This is a genomic window from Streptococcus pseudopneumoniae (genome assembly GCF_001074975.1).
In the GTDB taxonomy this organism is placed as follows: Bacteria; Bacillota; Bacilli; order Lactobacillales; family Streptococcaceae; genus Streptococcus; species Streptococcus pseudopneumoniae_D.
Genome location: NZ_JUUO01000034.1, coordinates 26,465 through 49,907 on the forward strand (window position 1 = coordinate 26,465; position 23,443 = coordinate 49,907).

Annotated in this window: 21 protein-coding genes; 8 read left to right on the forward strand and 13 right to left on the reverse strand. The window is 39.1% G+C overall.

Annotated elements, in window-relative coordinates; all coding sequences use genetic code 11:
• The 8 genes from ADI86_RS01760 to ADI86_RS01795 all read right to left on the reverse strand — a co-directional run bounded on the left by ADI86_RS01760 (position 1) and on the right by ADI86_RS01795 (position 11,224).
• Positions 1-1,371 (reverse strand): sugar transferase, encoded by a 1,371-nt coding sequence (locus ADI86_RS01760; protein ID WP_049531525.1) that lies wholly within the window; start codon positions 1,369-1,371, stop codon positions 1-3.
• A gap of 21 nt (positions 1,372-1,392) precedes the next feature.
• Positions 1,393-2,076, reverse strand: coding sequence for a tyrosine-protein kinase (locus ADI86_RS01765; RefSeq protein ID WP_049531526.1), 684 nt, complete (start codon positions 2,074-2,076; stop codon positions 1,393-1,395).
• 10 nt (positions 2,077-2,086) lie between these two features.
• A complete protein-coding gene (locus ADI86_RS01770; protein WP_049531527.1) occupies positions 2,087-2,779 on the reverse strand; it encodes a Wzz/FepE/Etk N-terminal domain-containing protein in 693 nt (230 codons plus the stop codon).
• An 8-nt stretch (positions 2,780-2,787) separates the two neighbouring features.
• Positions 2,788-3,519 (reverse strand): capsular polysaccharide biosynthesis protein Cps4B, encoded by a 732-nt coding sequence (cps4B, locus tag ADI86_RS01775; RefSeq protein ID WP_049531528.1) that lies wholly within the window; start codon positions 3,517-3,519, stop codon positions 2,788-2,790.
• A gap of 1 nt (position 3,520) precedes the next feature.
• Entirely contained in the window at positions 3,521-4,966 is a 1,446-nt protein-coding gene (locus ADI86_RS01780) for an LCP family protein (protein ID WP_049531529.1), read from the reverse strand.
• 348 nt (positions 4,967-5,314) lie between these two features.
• On the reverse strand, positions 5,315-7,273 hold the full coding sequence (locus tag ADI86_RS01785; RefSeq protein WP_049531530.1) for a peptide ABC transporter substrate-binding protein: 1,959 nt from the start codon (positions 7,271-7,273) through the stop codon (positions 5,315-5,317).
• 204 nt (positions 7,274-7,477) lie between these two features.
• Positions 7,478-9,445 carry a peptide ABC transporter substrate-binding protein gene (locus ADI86_RS01790; protein ID WP_049531531.1) on the reverse strand — a complete coding sequence of 656 codons (1,968 nt, stop codon included), beginning with the start codon at positions 9,443-9,445 and terminating at the stop codon, positions 7,478-7,480.
• A 168-nt stretch (positions 9,446-9,613) separates the two neighbouring features.
• Positions 9,614-11,224, reverse strand: a complete 1,611-nt coding sequence (locus tag ADI86_RS01795) for a glycoside hydrolase family 13 protein (protein WP_049531532.1) — start codon at positions 11,222-11,224, stop codon at positions 9,614-9,616.
• 152 nt (positions 11,225-11,376) lie between these two features.
• Between ADI86_RS01795 and ADI86_RS01800 the strand changes: the two genes are divergently transcribed.
• Both ADI86_RS01800 and ADI86_RS01805 read left to right on the forward strand, forming a co-directional pair.
• Positions 11,377-12,861 (forward strand): DUF1846 domain-containing protein, encoded by a 1,485-nt coding sequence (locus ADI86_RS01800; protein WP_049531533.1) that lies wholly within the window; start codon positions 11,377-11,379, stop codon positions 12,859-12,861.
• Positions 12,862-12,955: 94 nt separating this feature from the next.
• On the forward strand, positions 12,956-13,438 hold the full coding sequence (locus tag ADI86_RS01805) for an S-ribosylhomocysteine lyase (protein WP_000032544.1): 483 nt from the start codon (positions 12,956-12,958) through the stop codon (positions 13,436-13,438).
• 61 nt (positions 13,439-13,499) lie between these two features.
• Here the strand turns inward: ADI86_RS01805 and ADI86_RS01810 are convergent, their stop codons facing one another.
• From ADI86_RS01810 to rsmH, 5 genes are all read right to left on the reverse strand, one after another.
• Positions 13,500-15,605: an ATP-dependent Clp protease ATP-binding subunit gene (locus ADI86_RS01810; RefSeq protein WP_049531534.1), complete on the reverse strand. Its 2,106-nt coding sequence runs from the start codon at positions 15,603-15,605 to the stop codon at positions 13,500-13,502.
• 553 nt (positions 15,606-16,158) lie between these two features.
• On the reverse strand, positions 16,159-17,139 hold the full coding sequence (gene mraY, locus ADI86_RS01820; RefSeq protein ID WP_049531535.1) for a phospho-N-acetylmuramoyl-pentapeptide-transferase: 981 nt from the start codon (positions 17,137-17,139) through the stop codon (positions 16,159-16,161).
• A 1-nt stretch (position 17,140) separates the two neighbouring features.
• Entirely contained in the window at positions 17,141-19,396 is a 2,256-nt protein-coding gene (gene pbp2X / locus ADI86_RS01825; protein WP_049531536.1) for a penicillin-binding protein PBP2X, read from the reverse strand.
• A 3-nt stretch (positions 19,397-19,399) separates the two neighbouring features.
• Positions 19,400-19,717 (reverse strand): cell division protein FtsL, encoded by a 318-nt coding sequence (gene ftsL / locus ADI86_RS01830; protein WP_045614557.1) that lies wholly within the window; start codon positions 19,715-19,717, stop codon positions 19,400-19,402.
• Between the two features lie 9 nt (positions 19,718-19,726).
• The gene (gene rsmH, locus ADI86_RS01835) at positions 19,727-20,677 is read right to left on the reverse strand and encodes a 16S rRNA (cytosine(1402)-N(4))-methyltransferase RsmH (protein ID WP_049531537.1); all 951 of its coding nucleotides are present in this window, start codon (positions 20,675-20,677) and stop codon (positions 19,727-19,729) included.
• A 166-nt stretch (positions 20,678-20,843) separates the two neighbouring features.
• Here rsmH and ADI86_RS01840 point away from each other — a divergent pair, with 166 nt between their 5' ends.
• The 6 genes from ADI86_RS01840 to ADI86_RS01865 are packed head-to-tail and all read left to right on the forward strand — an operon-like array spanning position 20,844 to position 23,263.
• Positions 20,844-21,038 (forward strand): helix-turn-helix transcriptional regulator, encoded by a 195-nt coding sequence (locus ADI86_RS01840; protein WP_001082471.1) that lies wholly within the window; start codon positions 20,844-20,846, stop codon positions 21,036-21,038.
• Positions 21,039-21,053: 15 nt separating this feature from the next.
• Positions 21,054-21,596: a DUF3278 domain-containing protein gene (locus ADI86_RS01845; RefSeq protein WP_049531538.1), complete on the forward strand. Its 543-nt coding sequence runs from the start codon at positions 21,054-21,056 to the stop codon at positions 21,594-21,596.
• Positions 21,597-21,606: 10 nt separating this feature from the next.
• Positions 21,607-21,849: a hypothetical protein gene (locus tag ADI86_RS01850; protein ID WP_049531539.1), complete on the forward strand. Its 243-nt coding sequence runs from the start codon at positions 21,607-21,609 to the stop codon at positions 21,847-21,849.
• A gap of 9 nt (positions 21,850-21,858) precedes the next feature.
• Positions 21,859-22,185, forward strand: a complete 327-nt coding sequence (locus ADI86_RS01855) for a hypothetical protein (protein WP_049531540.1) — start codon at positions 21,859-21,861, stop codon at positions 22,183-22,185.
• Between the two features lie 26 nt (positions 22,186-22,211).
• Entirely contained in the window at positions 22,212-22,790 is a 579-nt protein-coding gene (locus tag ADI86_RS01860; protein ID WP_049531541.1) for a DUF3278 domain-containing protein, read from the forward strand.
• Positions 22,787-23,263 carry a glutathione peroxidase gene (locus ADI86_RS01865; RefSeq protein WP_049531542.1) on the forward strand — a complete coding sequence of 159 codons (477 nt, stop codon included), beginning with the start codon at positions 22,787-22,789 and terminating at the stop codon, positions 23,261-23,263. The genes ADI86_RS01860 and ADI86_RS01865 overlap by 4 nt, the downstream gene beginning before the upstream one ends.
• Positions 23,264-23,443: the final 180 nt, after the last annotated feature.

The following is a 23,443-nucleotide window of genomic DNA, read 5'->3' on the forward strand; positions in this document are numbered from 1 at the left end:
TCACTTTGCTCCATCTCTCATCAACACAACTTTAACAGTTTTAAGCAAAATTTCAATATCTTTCCAGATTGTCCAATCATCAATATAGGCTACATCTAGTTTTACGACATCATCGAAATTGGTAATTTTACTGCGACCACTAATTTGCCACAAACCTGTAATACCAGGTTTGAAGCTTAGACGACGTTTTTGCTCAGGTGTATACTTTTCATATTCATCTACCGTTGGTGGACGAGTGCCGACTAGACTCATATCTCCGATAAACACGTTCCAAAATTGTGGCAATTCATCCAAACTTGTCTTTCGGATAAGGTGCCCAATCTTAGTAATCCGAGGATCGTTATCCATCTTAAACATTCCACCTTGCATCGTATTCTTCTCCATCAACTGTTCCTTGATGGCTTCTGCATCAATACGCATTGAGCGGAATTTATAGAAGGTGAAGTGACGACCGTTTTTCCCAATACGAGTCTGAGAAAAGATTGCAGGCCCCCCATCTTTACGAATCATAGGAACTAAAACTATACTAACAATACCACAAATGATTAGACCAACAATGGCTCCACAAATATCAATGATACGCTTAGTGATGACATGACTCGGCTTGTAGAAATTCGTAGAGAAGGTCACTACATTCAAGCCTGCCATTTCGTGAATCTGTTTATTGCGACCTAGGTTTTTATCGAAAACATTAAGGTTAACTGTTACATCAATACCCATTGTTTCAAACTGAGAAATAATAGATCCAATATCATAGTCCTCACTAGGAAGATTGACAAAGACTTCATCAACTACTTCATGCGTAGCGTAGGAAATCAACTCTTCTTTTGGTACAACAAGGACCTTTTCATGAGTAAATTCTGGCTTATCTAAAACACTAACAGCAACCAGCTTCCCTTGGACATCATTTGCGGTCAATAAACGATCCAGCACTTTTTCAGTACGGGATGTCGCCGTAATCAATAGAATCTTGCTACTACCTTTTAAGTTGTGGTTAAAGTGTACCCAGTAACGTTTGACAACAAAACTGAGTAGATAATTTAAAACTCCATACAAGGAAAGTAAGTAAATCATCCCTCGTCTAGAAATCACAAAATTTTCCTTTAAGAAGAAACTTGAAAAACTAATCAGCAAGGCGTAAAAGATAATATATTTAATCGTTTCTACTAATTCAACATACTGACCTCGTTTGAAAAAATCCTTACCGTAACCACTGATATAGAAGGCTACAAAGTGAAGAAAAAATAGGACGAATACTGTATTTAAAACAATATCAGTTTCTGAAATTGCAATCAGTATATAAGCTAATAAACTAACAAGTATACTCTGCAAGACGGCCAGAGTTATATTGTAGAAACTCCTTCCTTCCATACTGGTCTCCCTAACTTCATTTTATTTTTTTCCATAGGAACCATAGGCCCCGTAAGAACCATATCTTTCACGTTGAATATCAAATTTATTGAGCACGACCCCTAAAAATGGTTTCCCTGTTTGTTCTAACTGGTTTTTCGCTTTTTGTACTTCTCTTCGTTTTGCAACTCCTGCTTCTACAACTAAAATGGATGCATCGCATTTTTGCACAATAATAGCTGCATCGATTACAACTCCAATTGGTGCCGTATCAACGATAATATAGTCAAAATATTTGCGTAATGTTTCAATCATAATTCCAAAGTTGTCACTTTGAATAAGAGCTGTTGGATTAGGGGAAGCCACTCCTGACTCGATGACAAACAAATTATCAACATTTGTCTCACAAAGCCCCTGTGACAAATCCTGAGTTCCAGCTAGATAGTCTGTCAGGCCTGTAATTCTTTCTCTTGACTTAAAGACTCCAGACATAACTGAGTTCCGGATATCTGCATCAATCAAAAGAGTCTTATATCCTGCACGTGCAAAAGCCCAAGCAATATTAGTAGAAGTTGTAGATTTTCCTTCACTAGGATCAACTGAGGTGACCGCAATAACTTTCAAGTTATTACCACTCAATTGTACATTTGTTCGTAAAGCATTATAATACTCTTCTGCTTTTTTTACAGAGTTAAGTTTCTGTTGTGATAATTCTAACTTTGCCATCTCTTCTCCCTTACTTTACTTTATCCAGATTTGGAATGACTCCAAGGAGTGAAATCTCCATAACATCTTCTATATCTTCTGGACGCTTTACTCGGTCATCAAATAGTTCAATCAATAGCACTACTACAATCACTAGACCTGCTCCAAGACCTACTCCAATCACAGTATTACGACGAATATTCGGTGATGATGGAGCAATTGCTGGACGTGCCTCTTCAAGAGTTGTTACATCTGAAACTCTGGTAACTGTAATAATTTTTTGGGCTGCAACTTCTCGTAAAGCATTTGCAATACGACTAGCCTCATCAGGTTTATAATCACTGACTGAAATAGATACGATACGCGTATCTGCAGGAACTGTTACCTGAACCTTTTTAGCTAACGCTTTTGCATCGATAGTCAAGCCAAGATCAGTGACTACCTTCTCTAGAACATCTTGAGAGAGAATGATTTCACGATAGTCCTTAACCAAATATGTACCAGCTTGTAAATCCTGATTTGTCAAGCCTGGTTTGTCACTTTGGTTTCGATTGACCACATAAATTCGCGTCGTACTTCTATACATTGGTTTTATAATAAAACTACTGTATGCAAATGAAGCTCCTCCAATCACAATTGCTGCAAGAATGATTACTAATTTCTTTACCCATAATGCCTTTAGCAACTGAACAACGTTCACTTCAATAATATCTTTTTCTTTCATACTTCCTCCTAAATTAATTGATCCATTATAATTTTTCTGGGATTTTCTACAAAAAGTTCTTTCGCTTTTTTCGCTCCATATTTCTTAGCAATGATATCGTATGCCTGTTCCATATATGGAGGTCTGCTGTCTAAATTGTGCATGTCACTTGCAATTACATGAACTAAATCACGTTCCAAAAAATACCGAGCTCTCTTTTTCATGAATTTATATTTTTCACCAAAGAACTTAGGTTTTAAAACATGATAACTATTTATCTGAGTATAGCACCCCATATCAATCAGTTCACGAACACGTTTTTCATTATTCTCTAAAGCATCATAACGTTCAATATGAGCAATTACTGGCGTGATTCCCAACATCAAAATATTGCTCAATCCCGTATGAATCTCACGATAGGGAGTATGCATGCTAAACTCAATCAAAGCATAACGACTATCATTAAGGGTAGGAATTGCTTTTTTTTCTAGCTTTTCTAGAACATCCAGAGTATAGTATATCTCTGCTCCATAAGCAATGACTAAATCATCTGCTATTTCTTTTGCAATTTCGCGAACCTTAATAAAATTTGTTGCAATTTTTTCTTCTGGAGTTTCAAACATCCCTTTTCGACGATGCGAAGTTGAAACAATGGTTCGAACTCCTTGATTATAAGCTTCCTTTAACAGTGCTTTACTTTCTTCTATTGACTTTGGCCCATCATCTACATCAAAAACGATATGCGAATGAATATCAATCATTTTATTTTCCTTCCATCACATCATTGATTGCAGCCTTGACCGACTCTAAACTGCTGTCACTTATCTCCATCATGTAGAGATTACTCTCAGGCATGGCATAAGATGGTAAATCCATACGCCCGGTTCCTTTAAGATCTTGCGAATTAATCTTATAAGTTCCACCACTCTCAAGTTGGGCATTAACCAAGTTCATCATGGTTTCAAGTGGCATATTGGTTTGCACGGAATCTTGTAGCCCCTTTATAATACTGTCATAATTTTTTAAAGCTTCTGTCGAAGTTAGCTTTTGTAGAATAGCTACAATGACCTTTTGCTGGTTACGCCCACGATCCCGGTCTCCATCTGCCAAGGAATAGCGTTCACGTACAAATCCAAGAGCTTGTTCAGAATCTAAATGAACATTGCCTACTGGGAAATGGAACTTCCCATGTAGGGAAGTGAAATCCTGATCATTATGGACATCAACTCCACCAAGGAGATCAATCAATTTCAAGAAAGAAGTGAAATTCAAACGAGCATAATAGTTCAAGTCAATACCGTAAAGATTTTCCAGTGTATGAATCGAAGCATCTACACCATAAATCCCTGCATGGGTCAACTTATCTTTTTGGTTGTTGCCTCCATCTGCAATTGGAACATAGGAATCACGAGGTGTCGTTGTCAAGAGAATCTTTTTAGTTTCGCGATTAACTGTCATAATGATATTGACATCCGAACGAGAAACCGAACTGATAGGACCGTAAGTATCAATTCCACTGATATAAACGTTGAAACTGTCTCCCTTGACATTTTTGGGAGTCTCAACCTCTTTAGTCATTTTTTTAGTGTAAATTTTCTTGATTGTAGAAGCATAATCTGGATACTCTGCCTCAATAATATTCTCAAACACACTATTTAAGACAATAGCTTTAGCTTCTCCAGAAATCAAACTTTTATAAGTTGACAAATAAGAAGTACTTTTATCAACCGTCAAATCCTTATTTTGACTCGACTTAATATCAGCGATTAACTTTTGAATATTCTCATTATCCGTACCTGTTGGCCCCATAATACTAGATAATTGGGCAACATTATTGATATCGCTATCCTTTAAAACTACAACACTGAGGGAATACTCTGAATAATTTGAAGTCGCATTAATATGACTGGTAAATCCTACAAATTGTTGCAGAGTAAATAATGAAACGGAACTCACTAACACAGCAAGCATCAAAAAGAAAATCGTGAACTTTTCGGCTTTTTTATAAATTATTAATATTGTGGCAATCACAGCCACCATCAAAGCAAAAACTGCGACCACTATATTAACGTGCCTGAAAGCAAGTATATTGTACTTAAAGATTAAGAACAATAAAAACACACTCAACAATGAATAAACAAGCAACAAGATTATGTTAAGATTCTGTTTTGTTTTCTGCGAGCATGATTTTTTAAAACGTCTACTCATGATTATCACCTATACATTTAATAGTCCCATTATATCACTTTTTTACGATAAATTCCACATTTACCGAGTTTATAAACATCCTTTGATATAGATTATTTAAACCTCATCAGCACTGATACTATTCAAAAATCTCTTCAAAGTATAACAATACCTCCGTATCATAGTTATATGTTACTGTGGACAATCTCAAAACACTGTTTTGAGGTTGCAGATAGAGCTGACGTGGGTTTGAATTGATTTTCGAAGAGTATTACAATTCAACATAACTAGACAACTACTAGCCCATACAGCAAAAAACAGCCCTATTAAGACGGCTTTATAAAAACCATCCAATAGAACTGCTCCTCATTATTTAACATGCTTTTCTGCTTCTTTTTGAGCTTTTTCAATTGCTTTTTTGCTTTCTTGCTCCCATTTGGTCTTGGCTTCTTCATACTGTTTAGTCGTAACTGTATCTTTTTGCAGTTTCATGTACTTGTAGTTATTTCCATCACCCTTGATACCAACCAATGAATAGCCTCTTGTAAATGGTGTCACTTTAGTTACAGAAGCTGTACCACCATTTGACATAGCTGACATAAGGAGAGAGTTATCGATCATCCAAGCTTGAGCTTCAGCATACTTTTCATAACGCTTCGCTACATCTTTGTTTTCACTATCCGCTTCCTTAAGCATTTTAGTGTAAGTATCCAAACCTAGGCTAGCAATTTTTGCTTTATCTTCCTTGGCATCTAGACCAAAAATCTTGAGGTAGAATCCATCCTCTGCATTGAAAGGATTGAGATAAGTTGATGGATCCTGATAGTCACCTACCCAACCATCAAAGCTCAAATCATAGTCACGATCAGCTGGTGTTGGTGCCAAGAAGGCTACGTTATTAAAATCATCTGTTGACAGTTGCTGAACATCAATGACAATATTATCAGCACCCAAAACTGATTCAAGAGTCTGTTTAACAGAGTTCATACCTGTCACAGCATTTTTATTCGTCTGATCAACTGCCGCATCCAAATGAATAGGGAAGGTCACACCTTGACCTGCCAATTCTTTTTTAGCTTCCGCAAATTTTGCTTGGGCTTTTTCTTTATTGAAATAGGCATCCTGAGCATCTGCCAAGTTAATACCTGACCATTCTGTTCCGTAGTTGACCAATTTAGAAGCGACTACTTCTCCGAAGGTCTTGTCTCCAACTTGGACAAATGTAGGAGGCACTAGGGTGTTACGAAGGGTCTTGCTAGCCGCTTCTTCCCCATTTGACTGGGCAGAGTAGGCTGTGCGGTCCAAGGCGAAGTTCACTGCTTGACGGAAGTTTTTGTTCAAGACAGCTGTCTCAGTTGACTTCTTCTGCTCATCTGTCGTTTTAGCAGTGTGATTGTAAGCCTTACGGTTGACGTTAAAATTAAAATACCAAGAAGTCTTGTCCTGCAAACTGTAAATGATATTATTCTTATATTTTTCCTTTGTCTTAGCAAAGTTTGAACTATTTGGATAAACACCTGCGATTGAATAAGCTCCGCTTTCAAAGTTACGGATGGTCAATTCTTGGTCTGAGCCGTCAAAATAAGCCAATTTCACGCGCTCAATCGATACTTTGTCATGATCATAGTAATGCGGATTTTTCACATACTCGATCGATGATTTTGATGTGAAGTCTTTTAACAAATAAGGTCCGCTGTAAAGAATACTATCTGGAGATAAAGTACCAAAATCTTTCCCTTTTGAATTTAGAAACTCTTCGTTTACTGGGAAAAGAATACTATTCGTTGTTTTTGAATTCCAGTAAGGCTCTGGGCGCGCCAAAGTATACTCAACCGTCTGGTCGTCAATGGCTTTCACTCCAACCTTAGAAAAGTCAGAATCCACTCCTGTAATATAATCATTCAATCCCTTGATCGAGTTTTGAATCAAGTCAATAGCCTGTGATTTATTATCCACTGCGTACTTGATACCTGTCACAAAATCTTGTGCCTTAACTGGGGCGTACTCTTCACCGTCAGCTGTGAACCATTTGGCATCTTTTCTCAGTTTATAGGTATAAGTCAGACCGTCGCTTGAAACAGACCAGTCTTCTGCCAAAGACGGAACTAGGTTCCCATGATTATCATTTTCAAGCAAACCATCAACTAGGTTGGTGATAATCGATGTATTATCAGCGTAGTAGTCTAATAAATAGTTAAATGTAGTTGGATTTCCACTAAAGGTTGATGAGTAAGTTTTTGTATCTGAACCTGATTGACCGCAAGCAGCTAAAAGCAAAGCAGCCGCAAAAGTCAGGCATGCACTAAGGACACGCTTTTTTGTATTCATCTTCTTTCTCCTTTATGTTAGTTTTTATAACATAGATTTATTTTACCAAAATAATGGAAATTTGTAAAGTTAATTGAATTTCTAGAATGGAAGTTTATAAACTCTAGACATTAAAAAAACAAAGGTTTTCTGCCTTTCATACAGTATCCCCTTGTTTTTATACGATTTATTGATTAAAAATTATTTGTAAAAACAAGCCTAGACTCATTTTACGTGTTTTTCTAAATCCTTTTGATACTGAGCATTAGATTCTAGTTTTTCCTTTTGCCACTTTTTGAGGGCTGCCTCATACTCTTTAGTTGTAACAATATCATTTTGAAGTTCCATTCCTTTAAAAATAAATGGATCCCCTTTGATACCAACTTGTGAATAAGCTTTAGTAAATGGCACAGTACGACTTACCATAGGAGAACCTCCTGAAGACGCCACTGGAATAAGGAGAGAACTATCTGTTACCCAAGCTTGAGCCTTAGCATATTTCTCATAACGTTTGTCAAGATTAGTGGTCTCAGAGGAAGCTTCATCCAAAAGCTTCTTGTATTCATCTAAGCCAATTTTCGCCATAACTTCTGGATCCTTGCCCTTTGTTATACCTAGATGTTTCAAGGCAGAACCCTTCTTAGCATCTAAAATATTGAGATAGGTTGCTGGATCTTGGTAATCTGGTCCCCAACCTGTTCCGTTTAAATCATAGTCTTTTTGCGTTGGCACTTTTGCTTGAGAAGTAATACTTTCCTTCTCATTGTCTGTCATTTGAAGAACATCTACAATGACATTCTCCGTTCCAAGCGTTTCTTCAATTGATTGTTTTAGCGAATTGGTTTGTTGAACCGCAACTACATCTGTCTGTTCTACTGGCACATCCAAATGAATCGGGAAACTTACTCCCTTAGCTTGTAATTCTGACTTCGCTTTTTCAAATGCAGATTTAGCCTTTGTAGGATTGTAAATTGTATCCTTACCATCTGTGAGAGTCACATCTTTCCACTGTTCTCCATATTTCAGTAGTTCATCCTGAGCCAACTGCCCGAAGGTCTTCCCTGCTACTTGAACGTAATTATCTGGTACAAGACTATTACGAATAATCTTATCCGCACCTTCTTCACCGTTTAATTGAGCTGTATAGGCGTGGCGATTGAAGGCAAAATTAATTGCTTGACGGAAACTTTTATTCAGCATGGCTTCTTTTGTAGAAAGCTTTTGTCCTTCATCTGTCTTGGCTGTTTTATTATATGATTGACGATTTACGTTAAAAGTAAAGTAATAACTAGTTGCTTCCTGAGGGCTATAAATAATCTGATCTCCATATTTCTCTTTGGTAGAAGCAAAACTTGAACTATTTGGAAAAAGTCTCGCTGTATTATATGCTCCTGTAGCGAAACTACGGATAAGGGATTCTTGATCTGATCCGTCATAGAATGTTAATTTTACATTATCAATCTTGACATTTTCCTTATCCCAATAGTTAGGATTTTTTTCATATTCAATCACAGATTTAGAAATCAAAGATTTCAAAAAATATGGACCATTGTAAAGAATACTTGATGGGGTTGGCGCTCCGTAATCCTTGCCTGTTGCATTCAAAAATTCTTCATTTACAGGAAGCATGGTTGCTGTCGTTACTTTAGAGTTCCAAAAACTTTCTGGTTTATTAAGGGTATATTCTACCGTATAATCATCAAGAGCTTTAACACCTACAGTTGAAAAATCATTGGTCTCACCACTAACATAAGCTTCCAAACCTTTGATTGATTTTTCAATCAAAGAAAGACCATCTGACTTACCATCTGCTGCATGTTTCAGACCGGTGACAAAATCCTGTGCCTTAACTTCTGCATACTCCTCTCCTTCAGAAGTATACCATTTCACACCCTTACGAAGTTGGTAAGTGTAAGTCAAACCATCGGCTGAAACAGTCCAATCCTCTGCTAAAGACGGAACAAGATTCCCATACTTATCATTCTCTAAAAGACCATCAACAACATTACCAATCACGTCAGAGGTAGAACTTTTACTCGTAACGCTATAATCCAAGGAAGACGGATCCACTGCATAAACATAAGAAAAGCTCCTCGGGGCATCTGCTTTCTTATCACTTTTACCGCAAGCTGCCAAAAGAAGGGCTGCACTCAAGGTCACTCCCGCTCCTAAGAGCCACTTTTTCGATTTCATAGGCAATCTCCTTTAAGATAGGTTTTTCACCATTATAACCTATTTTTCTATAAATGCAAGAGCCTTTGAGTGATTTGTTAGAAAATTCTAACAAATATTTTTAAAAGAGTTTTCTAAAAAACTTTTAGCAAAAAACCTCGAACTCTATAAGCTTGAGGTTCCCACTTTTTAGTCAGTCAATTCCACACAGAAAGCATCCCATGGAGCCAAGCTTTGTTTTTCAAAAACTTCTTGAGCTAGGGTGTTTTCAATCAAGACAGATTTAACTTTTCCTTCTACTGTTAAGTCTTGTTTTTCATTGGACAAGTTAGCCACAACTAGAAAACGATAGTCCCCATCTTTACGGATATAGGCAAATACCTTTTCAGCCGTATCAAGCAATTTAAAATCAGCTCGAATCAGCCAGCTATTCTCCTTACGGATTTGAACTAGCTTCTGATAGGTATAGAAAATAGAATCAGGATTTGCCAGCGCTTCTTGAACGTTGATTGCTTGATAGTTTGGATTCACTGCCAACCAAGGTTGAGCAGTTGAGAAACCAGCGTTTTTGCTCTCATCCCATTGCATAGGGGTACGGGCATTGTCACGACCAATGACACGGATACTGTCCATGATTTCTTCCATCGGAACGCCTTTTTCAAGAGCCTCACGCGCATAGTTAAGAGATTCAATATCTTCTACTTGATTCAGTGTTTCAAACGGATAATTTGTCATCCCAATTTCCTCACCTTGGTAGATATAAGGAGTCCCTCTCATGAGATGAAGCAAGATGGCAAAGGCTTTGGCAGATTTTTCACGGTATTCTTGGTCATTTCCCCAGATTGAGACAATACGAGGGAGGTCATGATTGTTCCAGAAAAGGGAATTCCAACCGCCCTCAACTCCTAACTCTGTCTGCCATTTGTTGAAGATTTCTTTTAACTTAGGGATATTCAGCTCTTTTTGATAGTGCCATTTAGGTTGCCCTTCCTGATACTGAAGACCGATGTGTTCGAACTGGAAGACCATAGACAACTCTTGCCCTTTTGGATCCGAGTAGAGCTTAGCAATTTCTGGCGTTGCTCCCCATGTTTCCCCTACTGTCAAGAGATTCTTATCTCCAAAGGTCGCCTGATTCATCTCCTTGAGATAAGGGTGGAGCATAGGACCATTATTGACTACTTTCTCGTCAGGAATTTTCCCAATCATGTCAATGACATCCATACGGAAACCACCAATGCCTTTATCAATCCAGAAGTTCATCATCTCATAAATTTTCTGGCGAAGTTTTTCATTCTCCCAGTTGAGATCGGGCTGTTTCTTGCTGAAAAAGTGGAGATAGTACTGACCTGACTTTTCATCGTACTCCCAAGCAGACCCACTAAAGATAGACTCCAAATCGTTGGGCTCATCGCGCCAGATATAGTAGTCTCGCTCAGGGCTATCAGGATTTTCACAGGCCTCGACAAACCAAGCATGCTCATCTGAGGTATGATTGACCACTAAGTCCATGATGATACGAATATCACGCTTCTTAGCTTCCGCGATCAGTTGGTCCATATCCTCCATAGTCCCGAAAATAGCTGCAATCGCTTGATAATCAGCAATATCATAGCCATTATCATCCATAGGGCTGTCATAAACTGGAGAAAGCCAAATCGCTGTAATTCCTAACTTGGCTAGATAGTCTAACTTACTGGTAATTCCTGGCAAATCCCCAATTCCATCTCCGTTGCTATCCATAAAGCTCTTAGGATAAACTTGATAGACTACGGCATTGTGCCACCATTTTTCTTGCATCTTCTTACCTCATTATTTTAATAATCTGTAGTCTATGATAGCGCTTTTTAAAATTTTATGCAAGCGTTTGCCTAATCTTTTTGATTCCTTTTTTAACTCCATAGTTTCCTAACTTCCAATTTTTTATTATAATAGAGGTCAGAGGTAAAAAAATGAAAAAACAAGCTTTTAGTTCTGAACAATATTTGAATCTACAGCGCGACCACATTTTGGAGCGCATTAACCAATTTGACGGCAAGCTCTACTTAGAGTTTGGTGGCAAAATGTTAGAAGATTTCCACGCTGCTCGTGTCCTTCCTGGTTATGAGCCTGACAATAAAATCAAGCTCTTACAAGAATTGAAAGAGCAGGTTGAGGTTGTGATTGCTATTAATGCTAGCAATATCGAGCATTCCAAAGCACGTGGTGACTTGGGCATTTCTTATGACCAAGAAGTTCTTCGTTTGATTGACAAATTCAATGAATTGGGAATTTTTGTTGGCTCTGTTGTCATCACACAGTATGCTGGTCAACCAGCTGCAGATGCCTTCCGCAACCAGTTAGAGAAAAACGGAATTGATTCTTATCTTCATTATCCAATCAAAGGGTATCCGACAGATATGGACCACATCATTTCTCCAGAAGGTATGGGGAAAAATGACTACATCAAAACTAGTCGCAACTTGATTGTCGTAACTGCTCCTGGACCTGGTTCTGGAAAATTGGCAACCTGTATGTCCAATATGTACCACGACCAAATCAACGGTATCAAGTCTGGTTACGCTAAATTTGAAACTTTCCCAGTTTGGAATCTACCCCTTCATCATCCTGTCAACTTGGCCTACGAGGCTGCCACAGCTGACCTTGATGATGTCAACATGATTGACCCCTTCCATCTCCAAACCTATGGAGAAACCACAGTCAACTACAACCGTGATATCGAGATTTTCCCTGTTCTGAAACGTATGCTGGAACGTATCCTAGGTAAATCTCCTTATGCATCTCCAACTGACATGGGTGTCAACATGGTTGGCTTTGCAATCACTGATAACGACGCTGCCATTGAAGCATCTAAACAGGAAATTATCCGTCGCTACTATCAAACTGTTCTTGATTTCAAGGCTGAAAAAGTCGGTGAAACTGCCGTTAAGAAAATTGAGCTTCTCATGAATGACCTAGGTATCACACCCGCTGATAGAAAGGTTGCTGTTGCCGCACGTCAAAAAGCAGAAGAAACAGGCGGACCTGCTCTCGCTCTTGAATTACCGTCTGGTGAAATCGTTACTGGTAAGAACTCAGAACTCTTTGGTCCAACAGCCGCTGCTCTTATCAACGCTATCAAGAAATCAGCTGATATTGCTAAAGAAGTAAAACTAATCGAACCTGAAGTTGTTAAGCCAATCCAAGGTCTTAAAATCGATCATCTCGGTAGCCGCAATCCACGCCTTCATTCAAATGAAATCCTGATTGCACTAGCTATCACAGCTACAGAAAATCCTGATGCTGCTCGCGCTATGGAAGAGCTTGGCAACCTCAAAGGAAGCGAAGCCCACTCAACCATCATCTTGACAGATGAAGACAAGAATGTCCTTCGTAAATTGGGTATCAACGTAACCTTTGACCCTTACTATCAATACGACCGCTTGTATCGTAAGTAACGATTCGAACCTCTCCATCCTCGGAGAGGTTTTCTCTCTGTTTCAATAGCAGCCTTTATGGTATAATGAAAGAAGAAAACTGAAAGGATTTACCATGTCAAAAGAAGTTATTGTTGAAAGTTTTGAACTTGACCACACCATTGTCAAAGCACCGTATGTCCGTTTAATTGGGGAAGAAACAGGTCCTAAGGGAGATATCATTTCTAACTTTGATATTCGCTTGGTTCAACCAAACGAAGACTCAATCCCTACTGCAGGCCTTCACACAATCGAGCACCTCTTGGCTAAGCTGATTCGTACTCGCATTGATGGAATGATTGATTGCTCACCATTTGGATGTCGTACAGGATTCCACATGATTATGTGGGGGCGCCACACCAGTGCTGAAATCGCGGCCGTTATCAAGGATTCGCTCAAGGAAATCGCTGAAACTACTACTTGGGAAGACGTCCCTGGAACAACTATCGAATCTTGCGGTAACTATAAGGACCACAGCCTCTTTTCTGCTAAAGAATGGGCAAAACTCATCTTGGAACAAGGAATTTCAGATGATGCATTTGAACGTCATGTGATTTAAACACAAAAAAGGAACCAGTTTTTTTAGCTGGCTCCTTCTTTTTTATTCTCAAAATTCTGTCTTAGGCTTTTTCACGAATGACCAAAACACTATCTTCCATATCAGCTTCTAGGTGTTTAGCATCAAGATGGTCCAAATGGAAATCTGTCACCTTATCACGGATTTGTTGTTCAACCACACGACGGAGTGGACGAACACCCATGACTTCATCGTAACCTTCTTCGGTCATGTATTCTTTGGCCGCATCGCTCACTGCCAAGTCGATATCTTTCTTAGCAAGCGTCTTATTGACATCCACTAACATCAAATCAACAATCTTAGAAAGATCTTCTTTGCTCAAGTGTGAGAACTCAATCACAGCGTTAAAGCGATTCAAGAATTCTGGACGGAAGTAAGGTTTCAAACGATCCATGAGTTCTGGTTTTTCCGCATCTTCTGTCAAGTTGGCTTCGTAGCCAAAACCAGCGTTTGAAGTTGCGATAATCACTGTATTCTTGAAGTTTACGGTATTACCTTGACCATCTGTCAAACGACCATCATCTAAGACTTGAAGGAGAAGCGTGATGACTTGAGAATCTGCCTTTTCAATTTCATCAAGAAGTACGATTGAGTAAGGATTGCGACGTACACGTTCAGTCAAGGTATTGTTGTTGTCATCGTAACCTACATAACCTGCAGTTGTACCAATTAATTTAGAAACAGCTGTACGATCACTATATTCTGACATATCCAAACGAATAATGGCATCTTTAGTACCGAACATATCAAGAGCCAATTGTTTAGCTAACTCTGTTTTACCAACACCAGTAGGCCCTACAAAGAGGAAGCTACCGATTGGGCGGTTACCTTCATCAAAACCTGCACGATTACGACGGATAGCACGTGCTACTGCTTCTACAGCCTTGTCTTGACCGATAACCTTGGTTTGCAGACGGTGACCCATATCTTTCAAGCGTTCAATATCAGTTGCCCCCATTTGTGAAACAGGAATACCAGTCATCCGTTCTACAGATTCAGCCACGTCGTTGATTGTCGCGGTGACTTTATGGTCTTCTGTATGATTTTCAACTTGTTTCTCCAATTCTGCAATACGTGTTTTAGCATTAAGTGCTGTTTCATAATCTTGAGCCTCAACTGCCTTTTCCTGTTTTTCTTTTTCAGCTTTAATTTCGCGTTCAACAGCATGAACATCTGTAACTGGATGTTGGGCTGCCAAGTGAGCAGCTGTCACATCGACAAGGTCGATAGCCTTATCTGGCAAGCTACGTTGTGGAATATATTGAACAGAATAATCCACTGCTGCTTTCAAGACTTCATCTGGCAAGATGACATTGTGGTGTTGTTGATAGAGATCACGAATTCCTTGAAGGATTTTAAAGGTATCCTCTGCTGAAGGAGCATTGACCTTGACTTCGTTGAAACGACGAGCAAGAGCTGCATTCTTCAAAATAGTGTTACGGTATTCGTCTTGAGTCGTTGCCCCAATCACGGTCAATTCTCCACGAGATAGAGCTGGCTTGAGAATATCTGCAAGCCCTTTAGATCCACTGTCTCCACCAGTGCTACCAGCACCGAGAATTTGGTGAATTTCATCAAAGAAGAGGATAATATTCCCTGCTTCTTTTACTTCATTTACTAGGTTCTGAACATTTTCTTCAAAGCTACCACGGTATTGAGTACCAGCCTCAAGACCTGAAATATCAATGGAAATAATTTCCTTATTCTTGATGGCAGCTGGGACATCGCCATTCACAATAGCTTGTGCTAGACCTTCGACAACTGCTGTCTTACCAACACCTGCGTCTCCGACCAAAACAGGATTATTCTTAGTACGGCGTGAAAGAATTTCAGATGTTTCTTGAATTTCCTTGTTTCGTCCGATAACAGGATCCAACTTGCCCTCACGCGCTTCTGCTGTCAAGTTTCGACCTAGTTTAGCAAGGACACCATCTTGTTTCATACCTGAAGCCTGTTGTGGCATTTGTCCATCAGCTTCTGCACTGCCTGGTAATTGACCAGTTGCACGATAGTGAGCAAATTCCTCTGGTGTCACTTCGCGTCCATTAATCAAGTAACGGCGATTTTCAGAACTGTATCCTCGCATACCACCCATCAATTGGTTAAATAAATCATCCATGTTGTTAAAATTATTAAAGTTGTTGTTCATATTCTTTACCTCTATTTATTTACTTAGTTATTATTATTGATATTGACTATCTTTGACCTTTGTTTTAAAAAATTTAGACTGGCTAAATCGCTACTCTACGTATGATTTCTGGTTTTTCTTTTTCAAGCAGGAGTAGACTATCTTTACTTCTGAAAATTTCTAGATTAAACATAGACCAACCTCTTTCTATTTCACTTTAAATAAGCGTTCTAGTAAGGCTTTCATTTACCTTACGTTCATAATATACTACATTAGTCAGAAAAGGTCAAGAGTTTTGACTTTAACTGACTAATATTTTTTACATTCTTCGAAAATCTCTTCAAACCACATCAGCTTCATCTTATCTACAACCTCAAAACAGTGTTTTGAGCAGCCTAAAGCTAGCTTCCTAGTTTGCTCTTGATTTTCATTGAGCATAAATGTTCTAGTAAGGCTTTTATTTACCTTACGTTCATAATATACTACATTAGTCAGAAAAGGTCAAGAGATTTGACTTTGACTGACCAATATTTTTTAAACAGCAAAAACACCCTGAAACATCAGGGTGCCATTCTTATCTCAAATACAAAATTGCTAGGGTCAGGAGACTTGCTAGAAGCCCAACTCCCCAAAAGAAGAAGTCAACCTTCCACTCGCTCCAAGGATTTCCTTTACCAGAAAATCCTCCAAGCTCAAAATGGTGATGTACAGGCGTCATACGGAAAATACGTTTGCCACCAGTCATTTTGAAATAACTGACTTGCATCATGACCGAAGTTGTTTCAAAGACATACACAATTCCGATAATCAAGAGAGTCCATTCTTGGTGGAGGGCCATAGAGATAGCTGCCAACATTCCACCTAGGGCCAAACTTCCCACATCTCCCATAAAGACCTTGGCAGGCTTATGGTTAAAGACGAAGAAACCGAGCAAACCACCAATCATGGCAAGAATCACTAGAAGAATATCCATCTGACCTTGCACATAGGCAATAACTCCATAGGCAGACAAGCTAATCACAACGGAAATACTAGCTAGACCGTCAATACCGTCTGTCAAGTTGACTGCATTTGAAAAACCGACTAGCCAGAAAAGAGCGAAGAAAATATAGAAAAATCCCAAATGAACTGGATAACCAAATACAGACAGGATATCGCCCCCACGCTCATAGAAAAGATAGAAGATAACTCCACCTAGAAGCTGAAGAGCCAATTTCTGCTTGGGATTCAGCCCCTCATTGATTTTACGGAAGACCTTGAGGAAGTCATCTAAAAATCCGATTAAACCATAAAGAACCAAGATAAATAAAATCATACCTACATTATTGCTGAATTGGCTACTAAATAGGGCAAAAAAGAAAGCAACCAAAACAGAAGTAATTAAGAAAACCAAACCTCCCATTGTAGGAGTCCCAGCTTTTGCCTGATGCTGTTTGACATCCTCATGCATCTGCTGGCCTGTAATTTGCGCCTTTCTATAAAATTGGATAAAGGCTGGAATTCCTACCAAAGTTAGTAAAAATGTCACGATTCCAGCACTGATGGAAATAAACATATTAGTCTCCTAAAGTTAATTTAATTTTTTTAATGTTTTTGATAGCTGTATTAGTCCGAACATCCTGCTTCTGAACAACGGAACCTGAACCTTCAAATTCCAGTTCAATATCCAACCATTTAGCAAAGGTCTCGGCAGTCTCTTTTTTCCAGCCATACATGTCTGGAATTTCTTCTACCTTATCCGATAAAAGGAGAACTTGTTGGTTTGGTGCAAGATTGGTCCCTTCTTCTACAGAAGTCTCTTTAATCTTTGTTCCAGTACCTACAACGATTGGTTGCACAATATTTCGGCGTAAGGCTTCCGCCAACTCACCAGGTGAAATATCCTTGATGCTAGGCATTGCATAAGAAGATTCTGTCGTAACTTTATCTAAATTTTTGGCTGGAGATTGAAGATTGAGAGATTCTTTCATAGCTGAAGCCCGCTCCAAGATTGGGGTGGCAAATTCTCCCAACTGGATACCTGAAAAATGCTCAGGCTGTTGAACCGTTACATACAAGATAAAATCAGGATTTTCAGCAGGATTCATAGTCACAACTGAGAAAATATAATTGGTAGAACCAACCAAGTATCCTCCATTTTTCTCATCAGCGATTTGAGCCGTACCGGATTTAACTGCTACATTTTGTCCAGGAACTGTTATAATTGGCTTTCCTGTGTAGTGATTATACATAGTTCCATATAGAGGGTCCGTCCCAACTAAGATCATGTGATTTCGAGTTGTGCTTGCTGCCTCTTTGGAAACAGGATTTCCTACTATTTCTTTTTGTGACTTACGTACAGACTGATTGTTAGTATCATAAATAGCACTTATAAATTTTGGCTCCAGCATAACTCCATCATTAGCAATAGCTGTAAAGGCACGAAGCATTTGTGTTTGTGTCACTGAAATTCCTTGCCCAAATGAGCTTTGAGCAATACTAACAATATTATCAGCTGGAAGTTGACCAGCGTATTCATCTGTCAAGCCAAAGCGAGTTGGAACCCCAAATTTAAAGCGTTTTAGATAATCCAACCAAGTAGCATCTCCCATTTTTTGTTCAAGTAGACTCGTTCCAACATTACTGGAGTGAGCGAAACCTTGTGAGAAAGTCATCATCCCACCAGTAGTCAAACCAGCATTAACATCCCAATCTCGAGTCGTCGCATCCGCTATTTTGAATTCACTGCTATTGAAGTATTCTCCACTTGGGAAGGTATTATTATCAATAGAAGAAGCTAACGTCATGACCTTAAAGGCTGATCCTGGTTCATAGTTACTTTGATAAAGAATATCACGCCAAACAAAGTCCTCAGTGATTCCTTCTTTAGTATCTGCATTAAAGGTAGGTCGTTGGGTGGTAGCGAGGATTTCACCGGTCTTTGCACTGACCAAGGTCGCGGTCATATATTTACCCTTGACTTTTTCTTGGAAGGCATCCATTTGACTTTCCATGAAAGATTGTAAAGGACTAGATAGGGTCGTATAGACATCTTTCCCGTTTACAGTCTGTCGGGTAACTTGCTCCGTACCTGGAACAATATTTCCTAAGCGGTCTTTTTCATAGGTTATAATACCGTCTGTCCCAGCAAGAATGGTATTTAAAGAACTCTCCAAACCAGAAGTCCCTAACAAACTCTTACTACCATCCTCATTTTCATGAAGTTGGGCTAAGCCAATAAAGCTAGAAGCAAATTGTCCATTTGGATAGCTTCTATTTGGACTAGTCGTAAAATTAATACCCTCAACCTTAGCAGATTCTAAGTCCTGTTTAATGGACATCATATTAGCATAGGTAATCCCATTCCCTTTTGCTCCAAAAGAAACTTGAGTCAGATTCGGTTGAGACAATTGTTCTTTCACATAAGCCTCGTCCATATCCAGATACTTATGGAAAACCTCTGCTACCTTATTAAACTGGGCATCTTCTACATAAAGAATTTTACCCGTTGCTGATTTGTATTTTTTATCAATGACAGCATAGACATTATAGGAGGTTGCATCTTCTGCAATCGGAGTTCCATTACGATCATAAATGGTTCCCCTCTTAGCAGGGACTGTTCGTGTTGTTTGATGAACCTTATAAGCTTCTTTGACCAGGTCAACACCAAACTTCTTTCCCGTACCAATAATCACCGCAAAGTTAACCAAAAAAACAGCAAAGAGAATGACAGCTAAGAGACTAAGGCTTTTTCCAACTCGTCTGCGGTTTTCTAGAGGAGTTCTGCGATTCTTAATGGCAAAGTGTACTATTTTTTCTTTCCATGTTTTCATATATTACTCCGCCGATCGAATATTTTCATTATTCAATTGCAAGTCTTGTGAATTTGCAATTCCGGTCAAACGTTCTGATCGGATTAATTCGTTAACTTCTTGTTTGGCATCATCTAGCTCTGTCTTTTTTTCTTCAATTTGTGCATTGACTCTTGTCAAATCACTCTGGACCTGAAATAGTTTTGTCTGCATATAGACTACACTAATTGCTAAGACAAGGGCTGTGATGGCAATTGAAAGGTAAAAGGCCTTTTCAACACGTGAAAATTTTTTTATACGAGCTTGTAGCAATTGGCTCGTTGTTCCTCTGTTTTCTGCCATTATTTCCTCTTACTTGTGAATTTTTCTTGCCACTCGAAGCTTGGCTGAGTGGGAACGATTATTGGCTTCCAATTCTTCCTTGCTTGGTAAAATCGGTTTCCGAGATACCAATTCCATTTTGGGCTTGAGATCGTCTGGGATGAAAGGCAAACCTTTAGGAACTTCAACTGTGGAAGCTTCCTTAAATAACTGTTTGGTCAAGCGGTCCTCCAGCGAATGGAAGGTAATCACTGATATTCTGCCATCTAGAGCCAGCATATCCATAGCCTGCTGGATTGATTCATCTGCAGCACCCAGTTCATCATTGACCTCTATACGGATAGCTTGGAAAATCTGCTTGGCAGGATGGCCCTTCTTCTTGAGCTCCTTGGCAGGTTTAGCCGACTTGATAATCTCTGCCAACTCAGTCGTAGTCTCGATTGGCTTGACTTCCCGAGCCTGTTCAATCTTACGCGCAATCTGTTTAGAGAATTTATCCTCGCCATACTTGAAGAAAATACGAACCAAGTCATGATAGTCATAGTGATTCACCACTTCATAGGCTGTCAGACTAGCATCCTGATTCATGCGCATATCCAGTGGCGCGTCCTTTTTATAAGAAAAACCACGCTCACGCTGGTCCAGCTGAGGACTAGACACTCCCAAGTCATAACAAATTCCATCAATTTCCTGAACACCAGCTTCGCGCAAACGTGCCTGTAAATGACGGAAGTTATCCTTGATAAAGGTCACCATTCCCTTCTCAATGTAAGGTGCCAAGCGTTTTTGAGCATTGTCAATGGCATTCTGGTCCTGGTCAAAAGCATAGAGATGGCCTTTTTCACTTAATTTACTTAATAAATATTCGCTATGGCCCGCTCCACCCAATGTAGCATCAACGTAGATACCATCAGGCTTTACGTCGAGCATATCAATCGTTTCGTGGAGTAAGACCGTTACATGATGAAATTCTTTTGTCATATCTTATCTATTTTACCACAAATCCGACTAGCTTGCACTAGTCAGACAAATAGGTCAAAAACAAGTAAGATTTCTTTAAGAAATATGTCAAATATGCTTGACATTAACTCCATAGAAGAATATAATGTAGTCAAATATATACGACACAAATCAGAAAGGAGAACAGATGAACCGTGTGAAAGAATTTCGCAAGGAACTGGGTATTTCCCAGCTCGAGCTAGCCAAGGATATCGGTGTCTCGAGACAAACCATCAATATGATTGAAAACGACAAGTACAATCCAACCCTGGAACTCTGTCTCAATCTCGCTCGTAGCCTCCAAACTGACCTCAACAGTCTCTTTTGGGAGGATAATTTTTAAAAAAGGAGCAAACTCATGAAAAAAGAAACCTTCACTGAAAAACTCATCAAACGCACATACGGTATTTCTGATCCACTTGACGAATACAAACGACGCGAGGCTGATCGTATCGGCAATCAAGTCTTTATCTTCCTCTTTTATCTGATGATTTTCGGCAATCTTATTCCGCTCGTTCTGGCCTATAAATATCCTCAACTAGTGGCTCTAGTCTATCCTCCTCTAATTTTAGTGATTGCCCTCATCGTTGCTGGATATCTCACCTACCAAATGCAAAAAACAGGGATTACAACTATTGAACCAGATATGCTAAGTAAGAAAGAAAGTAAGCAACTACATTACCCAGGTCTGAAAGCTGGAATAGTCTATGGATTAATGAGTTTTTTTACAACCCCTCTTCTCCATATACTGCTAGGTGAGAGTCAGGACTATCTTCAGTCACTTCTTGCTTTTAAAAATATTTTTTCAAGCACCCTCCAGTCTGTCTTTTTCGGAGTGGTTATACAGATTCTCATCTCCCGTCGCATTGCAAAAGCCAAGAAAGATCAGGATAATGATTAGGAGGAAACTCATGAAAAAAGAAAAGAAACAGTTACGTCATCATGGTCTGAAAGCAGGTTCGATTTATGGAACAGTGATATTTTTTATAATTCCACTCATTGATACCCTAACAAGTGAAAATCCAAATTTTATCACTTCTCTTCTAAATACAAAACATATTTTTAAAACTATACTGGGAGCTTTCTTTTTCGGAGTGATGATACATATTGTCGACTCACTTCGTATTGCAAGAGCTAAAAAAGACCAGGATTAGGAGGTACCTATGAAATCACTAGTAACTTTACTTACCTATCATCTTTTGTTTGCTTCACTGCTCATCTTCATCATCGTTTCAGGGAACTTGCCAATCTACGATATAGTCCTCCTTCCAGTCTTTGTCCCAGCACTCAACAAAGGATTGACTTATCTAAAGATCGACTCCCAAAAAACGCGCATACTCAACTTAGCACTGTGCTTTATGATTCTATCTTTACCACAACTAATGGTCATCTCAAGCAATTGGAAATATTATTTACTGTTCACTATCGCTATCCTTTCTTCTATCACTTATCTTTATTATCTCTATCAATTCGTAAAAGAAAGTCAGTAAAACCACTCATTTAGGAGGTTACTAGCATGAAAAAAGAAGACTTCACCACTCGCCTACTTCGAAATCTCTTTCACATACAAGGCCCTTTTGATGAATGCCGACAAGAGATTATCTACAAGGCTTGTGCCCGTTCTATGGTTCAAATCGTTTATTCTTCCTTCTTTCTCTTCTTGTTTTATCTATTATTTGGACGCTTCATAGAGGTCGTTCGCTATGCCATGCCCTACGTTTACTCTGGACTCATTTTTTTCATTACTTTAAAAACTCAAAGAGTCGTCAAAGAACTCCATCTGGAAAAAGATGACAAGTCAGAAATCATCCTCAAAACCTACAGCAAAGCCCAAATCAAATTTCGAAGCTGGGTTGTGTTTATCGGCCTTCAGATTGGCCTCTTTACCCTACTCATCTTTCATAAAGTCTTCGTTCAGCAGATGTCCCTTCCAGATTTTGTGAAGTTGCTCATGCAATTTGATAAAAGTGGTCCTTTCCTAATGTACGGCCTGATTATCGGTAGCATTTTTGGAACTCTGACCTACGGATTTCTATCACTTCAGGAGGAGAAAACTCCAAAAAATACCAAACAGAAGGAGAAAAGCAATCAATGACTTCACTTTACGATTTTTCAGTCTTGAACCAAGACAATCAAGAAACTCCACTAGATGCCTATCGTGGGAAGATTCTCTTGGTTGTCAACACTGCTACTGGATGTGGTTTAACGCCCCAGTACCAAGGTCTCCAAGAACTCTATGATCGCTATCAAGAACAAGGTTTTGAGATTTTAGACTTCCCTTGCAATCAGTTTATGGGACAAGCCCCCGGCAGCGCAGAGGAAATCAACGCCTTCTGTAGCCTACACTATCAAACCACTTTCCCACGTTTTGCCAAGATCAAGGTCAACGGTAAGGAGGCAGATCCCCTCTATGTTTGGTTGAAAGACCAGAAATCTGGCCCACTAGGAAAACGAATCGAATGGAATTTCGCTAAATTTCTCATCGATCGTGATGGGCAAGTCTTTGAACGCTTCTCTTCAAAAACAGACCCACAACAAATTGAAGAAGCGATACAAAAACTACTATAATTCACAATCTCACTATGATTAGGTTTCCTTTAGCCTGATGAATAGTGAGATTTTTAATTAATACTCTTCGAAAATCTCTTCAAGCCTCGTCAACGTCGCCTTGCCATAGATATAGTCACTGACTTCGTCAGTCTTATCTACAACCTCAAAACAGTGTTTTGAGCAACCTGCGGCTAGTTT

What these genes read in the sequence shown, in the direction of transcription:
- ADI86_RS01765 (WP_049531526.1), bottom strand. Translation starts at nt 2,076, where the DNA reads ATGGCAAAGTTAGAATTATCACAACAGAAACTTAACTCTGTAAAAAAA.
- ADI86_RS01805 (WP_000032544.1), top strand. Translation starts at nt 12,956, where the DNA reads ATGTCAAAAGAAGTTATTGTTGAAAGTTTTGAACTTGACCACACCATT.
- ADI86_RS01800 (WP_049531533.1), top strand. Translation starts at nt 11,377, where the DNA reads ATGAAAAAACAAGCTTTTAGTTCTGAACAATATTTGAATCTACAGCGC.
- rsmH (WP_049531537.1), bottom strand. Translation starts at nt 20,677, where the DNA reads ATGACAAAAGAATTTCATCATGTAACGGTCTTACTCCACGAAACGATT.
- ADI86_RS01785 (WP_049531530.1), bottom strand. Translation starts at nt 7,273, where the DNA reads ATGAATACAAAAAAGCGTGTCCTTAGTGCATGCCTGACTTTTGCGGCT.
- ADI86_RS01810 (WP_049531534.1), bottom strand. Translation starts at nt 15,605, where the DNA reads ATGAACAACAACTTTAATAATTTTAACAACATGGATGATTTATTTAAC.
- pbp2X (WP_049531536.1), bottom strand. Translation starts at nt 19,396, where the DNA reads ATGAAAACATGGAAAGAAAAAATAGTACACTTTGCCATTAAGAATCGC.
- ADI86_RS01795 (WP_049531532.1), bottom strand. Translation starts at nt 11,224, where the DNA reads ATGCAAGAAAAATGGTGGCACAATGCCGTAGTCTATCAAGTTTATCCT.
- ADI86_RS01865 (WP_049531542.1), top strand. Translation starts at nt 22,787, where the DNA reads ATGACTTCACTTTACGATTTTTCAGTCTTGAACCAAGACAATCAAGAA.
- ADI86_RS01770 (WP_049531527.1), bottom strand. Translation starts at nt 2,779, where the DNA reads ATGAAAGAAAAAGATATTATTGAAGTGAACGTTGTTCAGTTGCTAAAG.
- cps4B (WP_049531528.1), bottom strand. Translation starts at nt 3,519, where the DNA reads ATGATTGATATTCATTCGCATATCGTTTTTGATGTAGATGATGGGCCA.
- ADI86_RS01845 (WP_049531538.1), top strand. Translation starts at nt 21,054, where the DNA reads ATGAAAAAAGAAACCTTCACTGAAAAACTCATCAAACGCACATACGGT.
- ADI86_RS01840 (WP_001082471.1), top strand. Translation starts at nt 20,844, where the DNA reads ATGAACCGTGTGAAAGAATTTCGCAAGGAACTGGGTATTTCCCAGCTC.
- ADI86_RS01850 (WP_049531539.1), top strand. Translation starts at nt 21,607, where the DNA reads ATGAAAAAAGAAAAGAAACAGTTACGTCATCATGGTCTGAAAGCAGGT.
- ADI86_RS01855 (WP_049531540.1), top strand. Translation starts at nt 21,859, where the DNA reads ATGAAATCACTAGTAACTTTACTTACCTATCATCTTTTGTTTGCTTCA.
- ADI86_RS01790 (WP_049531531.1), bottom strand. Translation starts at nt 9,445, where the DNA reads ATGAAATCGAAAAAGTGGCTCTTAGGAGCGGGAGTGACCTTGAGTGCA.
- ftsL (WP_045614557.1), bottom strand. Translation starts at nt 19,717, where the DNA reads ATGGCAGAAAACAGAGGAACAACGAGCCAATTGCTACAAGCTCGTATA.
- ADI86_RS01780 (WP_049531529.1), bottom strand. Translation starts at nt 4,966, where the DNA reads ATGAGTAGACGTTTTAAAAAATCATGCTCGCAGAAAACAAAACAGAAT.
- ADI86_RS01760 (WP_049531525.1), bottom strand. Translation starts at nt 1,371, where the DNA reads ATGGAAGGAAGGAGTTTCTACAATATAACTCTGGCCGTCTTGCAGAGT.
- ADI86_RS01860 (WP_049531541.1), top strand. Translation starts at nt 22,212, where the DNA reads ATGAAAAAAGAAGACTTCACCACTCGCCTACTTCGAAATCTCTTTCAC.
- mraY (WP_049531535.1), bottom strand. Translation starts at nt 17,139, where the DNA reads ATGTTTATTTCCATCAGTGCTGGAATCGTGACATTTTTACTAACTTTG.